Source organism: Nonomuraea jabiensis, from assembly GCF_014204795.1.
In the GTDB taxonomy this organism is placed as follows: Bacteria; Actinomycetota; Actinomycetes; order Streptosporangiales; family Streptosporangiaceae; genus Nonomuraea; species Nonomuraea jabiensis.
In genome coordinates this window covers 7,072,965-7,086,356 of record NZ_JACHMB010000001.1, presented here as the reverse complement: position 1 = coordinate 7,086,356, position 13,392 = coordinate 7,072,965, and the positions used below count along the sequence as shown (strand labels likewise).

Sequence of the window (13,392 nt, the reverse complement as noted above, 5' to 3'; positions counted from 1 at the left end):
GGCACCCCGGCCACCATGGCGCTGAGCAAGGCCAAGGCCGACTTCACCCTCCACCCGTACGAGCACGACGCCTCGGCCCAGGCCTACGGCGAGGAGGCCGCGGACGCGCTCGGCGTCCCCTACGAGCGGATCTTCAAGACGCTGGTGGCCGAGGTGGAGAGCGGGCTCGCGGTCGCGGTGGTGCCCGTGTCGGGCAAGCTCGACCTCAAGGCCCTGGCCAGCGCCCTCAGCAGCAAGCGGGCCGCCATGGCCGACGCCGCCAAGGTGGAGCGCGTCACCGGCTACGTCGTGGGCGGCATCAGCCCCCTGGGCCAGCGCAAGCAGCTCCCGACGGTGGTCGACTCCTCGGCGCTCGACTTCGAGACGATCTACTTCTCGGCCGGGAAGCGCGGCCTCCAGATCGAGACCGCGCCCGACAACCTCATCACGCTCACCAGGGCCGTCACCGCCCCCATCGGCAAGACCGGCTAACCGCGCTCAAGCGGCCGTCCGGGCTCCTGCGAGGTCTCCAGGGGCGACTGGCCGAGGAGCCATTCGAAGAGCCGCCGGCGCGGCCAGAAGAAGGGGTGGTCGCCGCGTCCCCGCCCGCGCTCGGCCTCGCGCCTCTTCCGCTCCTCCTCGGCCAGCGCCTGCTCCAGCCCCGGCGTGTTGCCGCCGCCGAAGCGGGCCATGTCCGGCCCGGAGAAGCCCTTGGGCTCGACGTCCCGTAGCGCGGATTCCATCGACTCCACCCAGATCGGCCCGGGCAGCGACGCCCCCTGCACCGCTCCGTAGTAGTCGTCCCCGATCTGCACCCCCTGCAGCGGGAAGCGGTACGACCCGCGGATGTCCCCCACGCTGACCGCCGCCGCCAGCGAGGGCGTGTAGCCGGCGAACCAGGCCGAGGTGTAGCCGTTGTTGGTGCCCGTCTTGCCGGCGGCCGGCCGGCCGATGCTCTGGCCCTGCATGGTGCCCTTGGAGAAGACGCCCTCCAGCACGTAGTTGACCGCGTCGGCGACCTCCTCCTCGATGGCGCGCTCGCACGAGGGCGGCACGTGGGTGCGCCGCCCGTCCCTGCCGACGATCTCGACGATCGCCAGCGGCCGGCAGTAGACCCCCCGGGCCGCGAACGCCGCGAACGAGGCCGCCACCGTCACCGGGTCCATCTCGTTCACGCCCAGCGTGAACGTGGGCACCTCCTTCAGCGGCTCCCCGTCCGCCCTGGCGATCCCGAGCGCCTTGGCCGTCCGCACCACGTTGCAGAGCCCGACCTTGCGCTCCAGCATCATGTAGAAGATGTTCACCGACTTCCAGGTGCCGGTCTCGATGCTGTGCGGGCCGCCGGAGCCCTCGCCGGTGGCGTTGAGTATGCGGGTGTCCGGGTCGTTCACGGCGTGGCCCGCGCAGTCGCGGTAGCCCTGCCCGGGCACGAGCTCGCCCGGGGTGTTGAAGCCGTCGCCGAACCGCCACCCCTGCTGGAGCGCCGTGGCCAGCGTGAACACCTTGAACGTCGACCCGGCCTGGAACCCCTGGCCGCCTCCGTGCGCCACGTCGGCGGCCAGGTTGAAGGTGGTCTTGGGGCCGTTCTTCCGGTTGCCGGGGTTGCGGCCGAAGCGTTTGCTGGCCGCGATCGCCCTGATCCGTCCGGTTCGCGGCTCGACCATGGCCTCGGCGGCCACCTCGGTGTCCTCCGGCCAGACGTGGCGGCGGATGGCCTCCTCGGCGGCGCGCTGCGCGATCGGGTCGAGGCTGGTCCTGATCGTCAGGCCACCCCTGGCCATCCTGGTCCGCCGCTCGGCCTCGGTGTTGCCGAAGACCGGGTTCGACAGCAGCTCGCGCTGGACGTAAAGGCAGTAGAAGGGGTAGGCGCTCTGCTCGCACCCGCCCGGCTCGGGCCGGAGCCTGATGGCCAGCGGCGCGGCCTTGGCGCTCGCCGCCTCCTGCGGGCTGATCAGCTTCAGCCCGGCCATCCGGTCGAGCACGAGGTCCCGGCGCGTCTTCAGGCGCTCGCGGTGGTCCCGGCCGAGCGAGGGATCGGTCGAGTACGGCATGCGCACCGCGCCGGCCAGCGTGGCCGCCTGGCCCAGGGACAGCCGGGAGGCCGACGTGGAGAAGAAGCGCCTGGCCGCCGCCTCCACGCCGTGGGCCCCGGCGCCGAAGTAGGCGATGTTGAGGTAGCGCTCCAGGATCTCGTCCTTGCGGTACTTCTTCTCCAGCGCCAGCGCGAGCCGCAGCTCGGTGATCTTGCGGGCCAGGTTCGGGGCGCGGGCACGGTCGCGCTCGGCCTCGTTGCGGGCGGACTCGATCAGGATGTTCTTGACGAGCTGCTGCGTCAGGGACGAGCCGCCCTGCTTGATGCCGCCGGCCTGCGTGTTGGTGAGCAGCGCCCGGAACGTGCCCCGGATGTCGAGGCCGCCGTGCTCGTAGAAGCGGGCGTCCTCGATGGCCACGATCGCCTTGCGCATCACCGGGGCGACGGCGCTCAGCGGCACGGCCGTCCTGTTGGCCTCGTAGAACTGGGCGAACGTCCTGCCGTCCTTGTCCAGCAGTCTGGTCACCTGGTCCAGGGGCTCCTCGCGCGGGGCAGGCGGCAGGTCGACGAAGGTGTTCGCGACGCTCTTGGCGGCGATGCCGCCCCCGCTGACCACGGGCGCGGCCAGTGCCGCGGCCAGCACCCCTCCGAGCGCCCCCGCCAGCCCGAGCGCGCCGACGGATCTGAGTACGGTCACGTCACATGATCTGCGACGTCCGCATCCGCGCCAAACGCCCGCTTGTCACCTGTTTACCGTTGCCTGCGGATGTGCAGACCGAGCGAGGCGAACTGTTCGAACGGCCGGTGGTAACCGCGTTCGATGTGGTGCACGCCGCGCAGCGTGGACGGCCCGTCGGCGACGGCGGCCGCCAGCACGGCCGAGAACCCCGCCCGGATGTCGGGCAGCGTCACGTCGGCGCCCTTGAGCTTGGACACGCCGCGCACGACCGCCGAGTGCCTGGCGTTGGTGTCGTGGTAGCGGCAGGCCGGCCCGCCCAGGCACTGGTCGAACACCTCGATCTCGCAGCCCATCTTCTGCAGCGCGGGCACGTACACCAGGCGGTTCTCGAAGACCGTCTCGTGCAGCACCGACATGCCCTGGCTCTGCGTGAACAGCACCATGAGCGGCGTCTGCCAGTCCGTCATGAACCCGGGGTGGGTGTCGGTCTGCACGGCCGCCGAGCGCAGCCCCTCGGGCGGCGCGGTGGCGCACAGGTACTCGTCGTTGATGTCGAACTGGGCGCCCATCCTGGCCAGCGTGGTGATCGCGGTGACCAGGCGGTCCTGCGGGCAGCCGTGCACCCGCACCTCTCCCCCGGTGATCAGGCCGGCCGCCAGGTACGAGAACGCCTCGATGCGGTCGCCGGTCAGCCAGGTGGAGGCGCCGCGCAGCCGTTCGACGCCCTCGATGACGATCCTGCGGTCGGGGGAGAGCTCGATCCTGGCGCCCATCCGCTGCAGGAACAGCGCCAGCTCCACCACCTCGGGCTCCATCGCGGCGTTCTTCAGCACCGTCTTGCCCTCGGCCAGCACCGCCGACATCAGGACCGTCTCCGTGGCGCCCACGCTCGGGTACGGCAGCTCGATCCGGGTGCCGTGCAGGCGGCCGGCCTTGGCGAAGATGCCGGTGTCGCCCACCTCCACCTCGGCGCCCATCGCGCGCAGCGCCTCGACGTGGAAGTTGACCGGCCGCCGCCCGATCGGGTCGCCGCCCACCAGCGGGACGAACGCCTCCCCCGCCAGGTGCAGGAGCGGGCCGAGCATGAGGATGGGGATGCGGTTCAGGCCCGTGAACGCGTCCGGCACCCTCGGCTCGATCGCCTGCCCCCGCGCGATCCTGATCTCCGTGCGGGAGATCTCGACATGGATGCCGAGCGCGCGCAGCATGGCGGCGGTGATCTCCACCTCGCCCACCTCGGGGGCGTTGTGGATACTGCTCTCCCCGCCACCCAGCATGGCGGCGACCATGTGCTTGGAGACTCCGTTCTTGGAGCCGCGTACTTCGACGTCCCCCCGGAGCGGGCCGGAGGGTTCTATCAACCAGACCTCTTCTGCAATCACGAAGCGAGCCTAGCCGGGGGATACCATCGAGCTGATTCGGACACACATGTAAGGGGGAGTGGCGTGACGAGGGAAGTGCGCGCTTTCGCGGTAACTGTCCTCGCACTTGCCACTCTCGGAGCGGCTGCCGGACTCGTCTGGTCAGGGATCACGCCACGGGCGCCGTACCAGGTCACCGATCAGGGGACGGTGCTGGCCGACCCGTCCACTCAGGCGCTGATCGCGGCCGACGGGTGGTTCGCGGTGATCACCGGCGGGCTGGGGCTGCTGTGCGGCGGGGTCGCGTGGTTCGCGGCGCGCCGGTGGATGCTGCCGGTGCTGCTCGGGCTCTGCGCCGGCGGCATCCTGGGGGCGATGCTGACGCTGTGGGTCGGGTCCACGTTCACGATCGGGGCGGTCGTGGTCGAGGCCGCCGCCATGCCCGGGGTGAAGGTCGTCCCGGGCGCGCTGAAGCTGACGGCCTCCGGCGTGCTGGTGTCCTGGCCGCTGCTGGCGGTGGGGCTGTTCGGGTTCCTGGAGGGCATGCACGGCTATCGCGAGTCGCCGCTGCGCCACCCGTACGGCGACCCGCCCGAACCCCTCTGACCCGCCCGAACCCCTTGACCCGCCCGCGCGGCGACCCGCCCGCCCCTCTCTCACCTGCCCGTACGGCGGCCCTTGCCCGAGCCCCTCTGACCCGCCCGTGCGGCGGCTACAGCGGCGGGCGGCGCTCGCCGTGGCGGGTGGCCTGCTCGAACGCGCGGGCCACGCGCAGGACCCTGGCGTCCTCGAACGGCCGGCCCACGATCTGCACCCCCACCGGAAGCCCGTCCGCCGTGAACCCGGCCGGCACGGACGCGGCCGGCGCGTGCAGCACGCTGATCCAGTACGCCGAGCGCATCCAGGCGAGGTAGTCGGGCATCGGCTCCCCGTTGATCTCGGTGACGTGCGGCTGCTCGACCGGGAACGGCGGCACCTGGCTGACGGGCGCGATCAGCACGTCGTAGGTGTCGAAGAACGCGGCCATCCGCTGGTAGAGGCGGCTGCGGCCCTGCTCGGCCCGGGCCAGGTCGGCGCCGGTGACCTTGCGGCCCTGCTCGACGTTCCACGCCGTGTTGGGGCCGAGCCCGGTCAGGTCGCCGAAGGACAGCGCGTAGTTCCACGCCCGGTAGGTCCGGAACGCGTCCTCGGCCTCCGACAGGTCCAGCTCGACCTGCTCGACCTGGGCCCCCAGCCGCTCGAACACCGGCGGCGCCGTCGCGGTGACCTCCGCCGTCGCCGGGTCCACCGGCAGGCCGCCCAGGTCCGGGCTCCACGCCACGCGCAGCCCCCGCACGCCCTCCTCCGGCTCGGGGGCGAAGACCTCCTTGATCGAGTACGGGGAGCGCCGGTCGAACCCGGCGATCGCCCCGAACATCAGCGTGACGTCCTCGACCGTCCTGGCCATCGGCCCCTGCACGGACAGCGTGTACCAGGCGTTGGTGTCGGACGGGTCGGGGACGCGGCCAGGGGTGGGGCGCAGGCCGACGACGTTGCAGAAGGAGGCGGGGTTGCGCAGCGAGCCGCCCATGTCGGACCCGTCGGCCAGCGGGACCATGCCGGTGGCCAGTGCCGCGGCGGCGCCCCCGCTGCTGCCTCCGGCCGACCTGGACAGGTCGTAGGGGTTTCTGGTGGCGCCGAACACCTCGTTGACGGTGTGGGAGCCGGTGCCGAACTCCGGCGTGTTGGTCTTGCCCACGGTGATGGCCCCGGCGGCGCGCAGCCGCCGGACGATCAGGTCGTCCTGGGCCGGGACGTTACCGGCGAAGAGCGGCGATCCGTACGTGGTGCGGATGCCGGCCGTGTCGACGAGGTCCTTGTGCGCGACGGGCAGGCCGTGCAGCGGACCGGCGGGCTCGCGCGCGTCCGCCGCCTTGGCCGCGTCGAGCGCCTGCTCGGCGACCAGGGTCACGATGGCGTTGACGCGCGGGTTGACCTGCTCGATGCGGTCGAGGTGGGCTTGGACGACCTCGACGGCGCTCACCTGCCTGGCCCTGATCAGGCGCGCCAGCTCGGTCGCGGTCGCGTAGTGCAGTTCGCTCACCCTTGGATCCTGCCTCACCGGCCGCGGCGCTACGACGGCGAGGGTTGCCCACCCGGGACGCGAACGCTCGTCGGATCACCCCCGCTCAGGGATTCGGCGTGGCCGCCGCTCCGCCTGGCCAGGAGGAGCAGGCCGGTGAGTGTGAGCGTGCAGGTCAGGATGACGAGCTGGACGCCGTACTGGATGTCCTGGGTCGGGAGCACGATGTTGCCGGTGTGGAGGCCGGTGTGCACGCCGACCGCCATCCACACCGTCCCGGTGCGCGCCCGCGCCGCCGCGCAGGCGAAGCCGAGGGCGATCGCCTGGAGCACGTAGAGCAGGCGTTCGGCGGGCGTGTCCGCCGGGCTGTTGGAGATGATGTGCAGCGCGCCGAAGCACACGGACACCACGATCAGCACGGCCCTCGGGGACAGCCGGCCCGACAGCGTGTCGTACAGGTGCCCGCGCCACAGCAGCTCCTCGGGGAAGGCCTGCCCCAGCAGCGCTATGCCTACGTTGAGCAAGACATAGGGGAGCGCGGGGCCCACCACGTCCCACCACGGCCTCAGGGTGGCCACGCCGAGGGCCACCGACAGCGCGTTGGCGGCGGTCACCGCGACCGCGCCCGCCAGGAGGCCCGTGAGCAGGTGCGGCGCGGCCCGCCAGGTCCTCGTGAGCCCGACGCCCCGCCACGACCGGCGGCCGAGGAAGCGGCGGATCAGGTAGACGATGCCGAGCGAGGCCAGCGTGATCCCGGCCACCCCCACCGGCTGATAGAGGGGGTCGCCCGGGTCGAAGAGCAGCGTCGCGGGCAGGAAGCCGCCGAGCACCATCGCGAACATCGCGACGACGGTGATCAGCACGGCCCAGACGGGATGAGTGGCTTTCATGGACAGCCACGCTAGGAAGCCCGCGACGGCCGCGCATCGGCCCGCGGTCTGAACCCGCCATGACCTTCGTCATGGGTCCTCAAGGAGGATCACAACGCCCTCGCGGGAAACTATGGTCGAACCCATGCAGCGTCCCCTGGCCCGGCTGCGCGTCCCCGACCGGCCCGTCCTGTTCACCGTCGTGTTCTGGGTGGTGCTCGCCGCCACCGGGGCCGTCGCGTACGCGTCCGAGCCCTCGACGCCGCCCTGGGCCGTGCCCTTCGGCGTCAACCTCGCGCTCGTGGCCGTGCTCTGGCTGCTGCTGCCCTGGCGGCGCTGCGAAGGCTGGCGGCGGCTCCTGCCGGTGGCGTTCCTGCTGGCGACGTTCGCGCTGGGCTTCACCGGCTCGGCCGAGATCCACCAGTTGCTGACGCTGCTGGCGATCGCCAACGTGGCGTTCGTCCACGGCATGCGGGCCGCGGCCGTCATCGTCGGCTGCCTGACGGGCGCGCTCTTCGTCATGACCGCGGTGAGCTCCGGCCGTGGCCTGGGCGAGGCCACCGTGCAGACCGTGCTCGTCATCGTCTTCGCCGCGTTCGTGCTGGGCATGACGTCGGCCGTGCTGGAGGCGCGGCGCAGGCGGGAGGAGGCGCAGCGGCTGCTGGCCCGGGTCAGGGAGCTGACGGTCGCCCAGGAGCGGGCGCGGATGGGCGCCGAGATGCACGACTCCATCGGCCACCACCTGACGGTGATCAAGCTGAGCCTGGAGAACGCCGAGCGGTTCCGCTCGCGCCGCCCCGAGGCCGCCTGGGACGAGGTGCGCCAGGCCAAGGAGCTGACCGTGGAGGCGCTGGCCGACGCCCGCCGGTGGGTGCGCGCGCTGCGCCCGCTCGCGCTCGAAGGCCGCGTCGGCAGCGCCGCGCTGCAGCGGCTGGCGGCGTCGTTCGACGGCACGGGGCTGGCGGTGTCCTTCGAGGTGCTGGGCGGCGAGGTGCCCCTGGAGCCCGACGTGGAGCTGGTGCTCTACCGCGTGCTGCAGGAGGGGCTCACCAACGCCGTCCGGCACGCCGGGGCCCGCCACGTCGACGGCACGCTCACCTTCTCCGGCGAGGCCGTCGTCCTGGCGGTCGCCGACGACGGCAGGGGCCGCGACCGCGAGGGGCGTGGCGGGTTCGGCCTGAGCTCGCTCGCCGAGCGCGCCCGCGCCGTGGGCGGCACCCTGGTCGCGGGCGACCGGCCCGGCGGCGGCTTCGAGGTGCGGGCGGAACTGCCCGTCCGCGCGAAGGTGGCGACATGAGGGCGATCAGGGTGCTGCTGGTCCGTGCGAAGGTGACGACGTGAGAACCACCAAGGTGCTACTGATTCGTACGAAGGTGACGACATGAGGACCACCAAGGTGCTACTGATTCGTGCGAAGGTCGCGACGTGAGGACCACCAGGGTGCTACTCGTCGACGACCAGGAGCTGATGCGGCAGGGCCTGCGCAAGATGCTGGAGATCGAGGACGGCATCGAGGTGGCGGGCGAGGCCGCCGACGGCGAGGAGGCGCTGCTGGTGGTCGCGGAGTGCCGCCCGGACGTGGCGCTGGTGGACGCGAGGATGCCCAGGATGGACGGCGTGGAGCTCATCTCCCACCTGTCGGCCCGGCACCCCGGGGTGGCCGCGATCGTGCTCAGCACGTTCGACGAGGACGACTACATCTTCGGCGCGCTGCGCGGCGGCGCCGTCGGCTATCTGCTCAAGGACTGCACGCCGGAGGAACTGGTCGACTCCGTCCGCCGGGCCGGCCGCGGGGAGACGGTGCTGGCCTCACCGGTGGCCGCCCGCCTGGTCGCCGAACTCCGACGCACCCCGCCCGCCCCGACCCCACCAACCGGCCCGGCCGCGCCCCCGGACCGGGGGCGGGTGCGGGGACGGTTGTCGACCCGGGAGGCACAGGTGGCCGCGCTGATCGCCGCGGGGGCCTCCAACCGGGAGATCGCGGTCCGGCTGCGCATCACCGAGGGCACGGTGAAGAACCACGTCTCCAGCCTGCTCCGCAAATACGGCCTCCGCGACCGCACCCGTCTCGCCCTCCACCTCAAGAACCCCCCAGACTCCTGACCCCAGCACCACATCACGACTCCCCCAAGCCCCTGACGACGTCCGGCCCGGTGGGTGCCTGGTCGCGCGCTGCGGGTGCGTAGCCGGGCGCCGTGGGTGCTGGCCGGGCGCCGTGAGTGCTGGCCGGGCGCCGTGAGTGCTGGCCGGGCGCCGTGAGTGCTGGCCGGGCGCCGTGAGTGCTGGCCGGGCGCCGTGAGTGCTGGCCGGGCGCCGTGAGTGCTGGCCGGGCGCCGTGAGTGCTGGCCGGGCGCCGTGAGTGCTGGCCGGGCGCCGTGAGTGCTGGCCGGGCGCCGTGAGTGCTGGCCGGGCGCCGTGAGTGCTGGCCGGGCGCCGTGAGTGCTGGCCGGGCGCCGTGAGTGCTGGCCGGGCGCCGTGAGTGCTGGCCGGGCGCCGTGAGTGCTGGCCGGGCGCCGTGAGTGCTGGCCGGGCGTTGTGGGTGGGTTGCTCGGGTGGGGGACGGCTCGCCACCCAGACGGCCCACTGTGCGCGCGTCACGGCGGCCCGCCCCGCCCACCCGGTGAGCGTCTCCCTGGACAGAGCCCTGCCACGTGCGGCGGGTGGGCCCTCCCGTGCGCAGCCGTAAGGATGCCTGGACGACCGCCACATGCGGCGGGAGAGCCCGCACGACGGCCGCCGCGTGCTGGGGGAAAGCCCGGACGACGGCCGCCGCATACGGAGGGAGAGCCCGGACGACGGCCGCCGCATACGGAGGGAGAGCCCGGACGCCGGACGCGGCGCCCGGGGTCAGGGAGCGGGCGAGGGCGGCGGGATCATGCGCCCAGGCAGGCCGGGCCGAGGAGTTGTTTCAGGTCGCCCATGAGGGCGGGTGACGGGGTGACGCGGAGCCGGTCGTCCACGCGCATCACCGTCGTCTTCGGGCCGTTGTGGACCTGCAGGTGCACCTCCGACGTCCCCGGATGCGTCGTGAGGATCTCCTTCAGCCGCCCCACCACCGGCGGCGTGCAGCGGGTCAGTGGCAGGCTCACCAGCAGCGGCCCGCCCGCCTCCTGGGTCAGGTCGGGCGCCGTCACCTCCATGGCGATGATCTTGGCGACGTCCTCCCGCTTGTCGATGCGCCCCTTGACGAAGACGATCGCGTCCTCGGCCAGGATCGTCGAGCACAGCTGGTACGCCGACGGGAAGATCATCACCTCGATCGAGCCTTCGAGGTCCTCCAGCTGGGTCAGCACCCAGGTGTCGCCCTTCTTGGTGACCTTGCGCTGCACCCCGCTCAGGATGCCGCCCACGGTCACCACCTGGCCGTCGGCCCGGCTCTCGTCCTGGACGGCGGCGATCGAGCAGTCGGCCCCCGCCGACAGGATGTGCTCCACGCCGAACAGCGGGTGGTCGGACACGTAGAGGCCGAGCATCTCCCGCTCGAACTGCAGGAGCGTGTTCTTGTCCCACTCCCCCACCGGGATCTGCACGTCGAAGGTCTGGTCCTCGCCCCCGTCGATGGCGCCGAAGAGGGAGTCCTGGCCGATGGCCTCGTTCTTCTTGATGTCGATGATCGCGTCGACGGCCTGCTCGTGGACCATGACCAGGCCCTTGCGGACGTGGCCGGCCGCGTCGAAGGCGCCCGCCTTGATCAGCGACTCGATCACGCGCTTGTTGCAGACGATGGCCGGCACCTTGCGCAGGAAGTCCTTGAAGTCGGTGAAGCGGCCCTTCTCCTTGCGCGCCTTGAGGATGCCGTCGACGACGTTGGCGCCGACGTTGCGGATGGCGGACAGGCCGAAGCGGATGTCGGTGCCGCGCGGCGTGAAGTCGAAGTCGGAGTCGTTGACGTCCGGCGGGAAGACCTTGATGCCCATGCGGCGGCACTCGTTGAGGTAGAGGGCCGACTTGTCCTTGTCGTCCTTCACCGAGGACAGCAGCGCGGCCATGTAGGCGGCCGGGTAGTTGGCCTTGAGGTAGGCGGTCCAGTAGGAGACCAGGCCGTAGCCTGCGGTGTGGGCCTTGTTGAAGGCGTAGTCGGAGAACGGCAGCAGGATGTCCCACAGCGCCTTGATGGCCGCCGCCGAGAAGCCGTTGTCCTGCATGCCCTTTTCGAAGAACTCGAACTGCTTGTCCAGCTCGGACTTCTTCTTCTTGCCCATCGCGCGGCGCAGCAGGTCGGCGCCGCCGAGCGAGTAGCCGGCGACGCGCTGCGCGATGGCCATGACCTGCTCCTGATAGACGATCAGGCCGTAGGTCGTGTCGAGGATGTCCTTCAGCGGCTCCTCGAGCTCGGGGTGGATCGGGGTGATCTCCTGCTGGCCGTTCTTGCGCAGCGCGTAGTTGGTGTGGGAGTTGGCGCCCATCGGGCCGGGCCGGTAGAGCGCGAGGGCGGCGGAGATGTCCTCGAAGTTGTCGGGGCGCATGAGCCGCAGCAGCGAACGCATGCCGCCGCCGTCGAGCTGGAAGATGCCGAGCGTGTCGCCGCGGGCCAGCAGCTCGTAGGACTTGCGGTCGTCCAGCGGCAGCTTCAGCAGGTCGATCTGCTCGCCGGTGGTGGACTCGATCATCTTCACGCAGTCGTCGATGATCGTGAGGTTGCGCAGGCCCAGGAAGTCCATCTTCAGCAGGCCGAGCGTCTCGCAGGTCGGGTAGTCGAACTGCGTGATGATCGCGCCGTCGGAGTCGCGGCGCATGACCGGGATGTAGTCGGTCAGCACCTCGGCCGACATGATCACGCCGGCGGCGTGCACGCCGGTCTGCCTGATCAGGCCCTCCAGGCCCTTGCCGAGGTCCATCGTCGCCTTGACGTCGACGTCTTCCTCGTAGAGCCTGCGCAGCTCACCGGCCTCGGCGTAGCGCGGGTGGTCCTTGTCGAAGATGCCCGACAGCGGGATGTCCTTGCCCATGACGGCGGGCGGGAACGCCTTGGAGACCCGGTCGCCCAGCGCGTAGGGGTAACCCAGGACGCGGCCCGCGTCCTTGATGGCGGCCTTCGCCTTGATGGTGCCGAACGTGGCGATCATGGCGACCTTGTCGGCGCCCCACTTCTCGGTCACGTAGCGGATCACGTCGCCGCGCCTGCGCTCGTCGAAGTCGATGTCGACGTCGGGCATGGACACGCGCTCGGGGTTGAGGAAGCGCTCGAAGATCAGGCCGTGCGGGATCGGGTCGAGGTCGGTGATGCCCAGCGCGTACGCCACCAGCGACCCGGCCGCCGAGCCACGCCCGGGGCCGACGCGGATGCCGTTGCTCTTGGCCCACATGATGAAGTCGGCGACCACGAGGAAGTAGCTCGGGAAGCCCATCTGGATGATGACGCCCAGCTCGTTCTCCGCCCAGGCGCGGTGCTCCTCGTCGACGCCTTCGGGGAAGCGCCGCTCGAGGCCCTTCCAGACCTCCTGGCGGAAGAACTGCTCCTCGGTCATGCCGTCGGGGATGGGGTAGGTCGGCATGAGGTTCTTGTGCTGGAAGAACCCCTCGGGGTCGACCTTCTCGGCCACCAGCAGCGTGTTGCGGCAGCCCTCGGCCCACAGGTCGGAGGAGTCGACCGCGCGCATCTCGTCGGCGGTCTTGATGTAGTAGCCGGTGCCGTCGAACCGGAAGCGGTCGGGGTCGGACAGCTGCTTGCCGGTCTGGATGCACAGGAGGGCGTCGTGGGAGGCGGCGTCGGACTCGTAGGTGTAGTGCGAGTCGTTGGTGACCAGCGGCGGGATGTTCAGCTCCTTGCTGATCCTGGTCAGCCCGTCGCGGACGCGGCGCTCGATCTCGAGCCCGTGGTCCATGATCTCCAGGTAGAAGTTGTCCTTGCCGAAGATGTCCTGGAACTTCGCCGCGGCCTTGAGCGCCTCGTCGTACTGGCCGAGCCGCAGCCTCGTCTGCACCTCGCCCGACGGGCACCCGGTGGTGGCCATCAGGCCCTCGGAGTGCTCGGCGAGGATCTCGGCGTCCATCCGCGCCCACTTGCGCACGAAACCCTCGGTGTAGGCGCGCGAGGACAGGCGCATCAGGTTGTGCAGGCCCGCCTTGTTGCGCGCCCAGATCGTCATGTGGGTGTAGTAGCCGCCCGCCGAGACGTCGTCCTTCTTCTGGTGCGGCTCGCCCCACAGGACCGGCTTCTTGTTGTGGCGCAGCTCCGGCGCGACGTAGGCCTCGATGCCGATGATCGGCTTGATCCCGGCGCCCGTCGCCTGCTTGTAGAAGTCGTACGCGCCGTGCATGTTGCCGTGGTCGGTGATCGCGATCGCCGGCATGCCCAGCTCGCCGACCTGTTTGAACATCTGCTTGAGCCGGGCGGCACCGTCCAGCATCGAGTATTCGGTGTGTACGTGCAGATGGACGAACGAGTCGCTGGACGACATGGAGCGGCG

At 71.3% G+C, this 13,392-nt stretch carries 9 protein-coding genes; 4 read left to right on the top strand and 5 right to left on the bottom strand.

The window, feature by feature from the left end; genetic code table 11:
* Positions 1 to 15: 15 nt before the first annotated feature.
* Positions 16 to 471 (top strand): Cys-tRNA(Pro) deacylase, encoded by a 456-nt coding sequence (gene ybaK / locus HD596_RS32400; protein ID WP_185078845.1) that lies wholly within the window; start codon positions 16 to 18, stop codon positions 469 to 471.
* On the opposite strand, the gene HD596_RS32395 is transcribed toward ybaK, so the two are convergent.
* Both HD596_RS32395 and murA read right to left on the bottom strand, forming a co-directional pair.
* A complete protein-coding gene (locus HD596_RS32395; RefSeq protein WP_185073036.1) occupies positions 468 to 2,708 on the bottom strand; it encodes a transglycosylase domain-containing protein in 2,241 nt (746 codons plus the stop codon). The genes ybaK and HD596_RS32395 overlap by 4 nt on opposite strands.
* Positions 2,709 to 2,761: 53 nt before the next feature.
* Positions 2,762 to 4,072: a UDP-N-acetylglucosamine 1-carboxyvinyltransferase gene (gene murA, locus HD596_RS32390; protein ID WP_313045331.1), complete on the bottom strand. Its 1,311-nt coding sequence runs from the start codon at positions 4,070 to 4,072 to the stop codon at positions 2,762 to 2,764.
* A 63-nt stretch (positions 4,073 to 4,135) separates the two neighbouring features.
* Between murA and HD596_RS32385 the strand changes: the two genes are divergently transcribed.
* Positions 4,136 to 4,657 (top strand): hypothetical protein, encoded by a 522-nt coding sequence (locus HD596_RS32385; protein ID WP_185073035.1) that lies wholly within the window; start codon positions 4,136 to 4,138, stop codon positions 4,655 to 4,657.
* Positions 4,658 to 4,763: 106 nt separating this feature from the next.
* Here HD596_RS32385 and HD596_RS32380 read toward each other — a convergent pair whose 3' ends face one another.
* Both HD596_RS32380 and HD596_RS32375 read right to left on the bottom strand, forming a co-directional pair.
* Entirely contained in the window at positions 4,764 to 6,134 is a 1,371-nt protein-coding gene (locus tag HD596_RS32380; RefSeq protein ID WP_185073034.1) for an amidase, read from the bottom strand.
* Between the two features lie 29 nt (positions 6,135 to 6,163).
* A complete protein-coding gene (locus tag HD596_RS32375; RefSeq protein WP_185073033.1) occupies positions 6,164 to 7,003 on the bottom strand; it encodes a CPBP family intramembrane glutamic endopeptidase in 840 nt (279 codons plus the stop codon).
* Positions 7,004 to 7,127: 124 nt separating this feature from the next.
* Between HD596_RS32375 and HD596_RS32370 the strand changes: the two genes are divergently transcribed.
* Positions 7,128 to 8,279, top strand: coding sequence for a sensor histidine kinase (locus tag HD596_RS32370; RefSeq protein ID WP_185073032.1), 1,152 nt, complete (start codon positions 7,128 to 7,130; stop codon positions 8,277 to 8,279).
* A 128-nt stretch (positions 8,280 to 8,407) separates the two neighbouring features.
* Positions 8,408 to 9,085, top strand: a complete 678-nt coding sequence (locus HD596_RS32365; RefSeq protein WP_185073031.1) for a response regulator — start codon at positions 8,408 to 8,410, stop codon at positions 9,083 to 9,085.
* 770 nt (positions 9,086 to 9,855) lie between these two features.
* Here HD596_RS32365 and dnaE read toward each other — a convergent pair.
* Entirely contained in the window at positions 9,856 to 13,383 is a 3,528-nt protein-coding gene (gene dnaE, locus HD596_RS32360) for a DNA polymerase III subunit alpha (RefSeq protein ID WP_185073030.1), read from the bottom strand.
* Positions 13,384 to 13,392: the final 9 nt, after the last annotated feature.

Coding starts and splice junctions, on each gene's coding strand:
- ybaK (WP_185078845.1), top strand. CDS start 16: ATGGCGCTGAGCAAGGCCAAGGCCGACTTCACCCTCCACCCGTACGAG.
- HD596_RS32370 (WP_185073032.1), top strand. CDS start 7,128: ATGCAGCGTCCCCTGGCCCGGCTGCGCGTCCCCGACCGGCCCGTCCTG.
- HD596_RS32375 (WP_185073033.1), bottom strand. CDS start 7,003: ATGAAAGCCACTCATCCCGTCTGGGCCGTGCTGATCACCGTCGTCGCG.
- dnaE (WP_185073030.1), bottom strand. CDS start 13,383: ATGTCGTCCAGCGACTCGTTCGTCCATCTGCACGTACACACCGAATAC.